This window comes from Clostridium sp. UBA5119 (assembly GCF_002414285.1).
Taxonomy (GTDB): domain Bacteria; phylum Bacillota; class Clostridia; order Clostridiales; family Clostridiaceae; genus Clostridium_J; species Clostridium_J sulfidigenes.
This window is the reverse complement of sequence record NZ_DHYX01000044.1, coordinates 1-346: the sequence shown is the minus strand read 5'-3', so window position 1 is coordinate 346 and position 346 is coordinate 1. Positions and strand designations below refer to the sequence as shown.

At 31.5% G+C, this 346-nt stretch carries 1 pseudogene; it reads left to right on the top strand.

Features of this window, described 5'->3' with window-relative positions:
* A pseudogene (locus B2671_RS06345) lies at positions 1–346 on the top strand (hypothetical protein); the annotation flags it as partial.

Sequence of the window (346 nt, the reverse complement as noted above, 5' to 3'; positions counted from 1 at the left end):
CTATGGACTTATACTAATATTTTTCTTAGGGTATATAATTCATATTATTATTCATGAAGCAGGACATCTTTTATTTGGATTTATGTCAGGATATTCTTTTGTATCCTTTAGGATAGGAGCTTTCACTATAATTAAAGACAAAGAGAAAATAAGCTATAAAAAGTTTGGGATACCAGGTACAGCAGGTCAGTGTCTTATGATGCCTCCGGAAATAAAGGATGGAAGGTATCCCTTCATAATGTATAACTATGGTGGAGGAATAATGAATTTAATAGTAGCAGGAGTGGGTATACTACTAGTTGTTTTAATAGAAGGAATTCCTGTTTTGATTTCAACAATACTAATA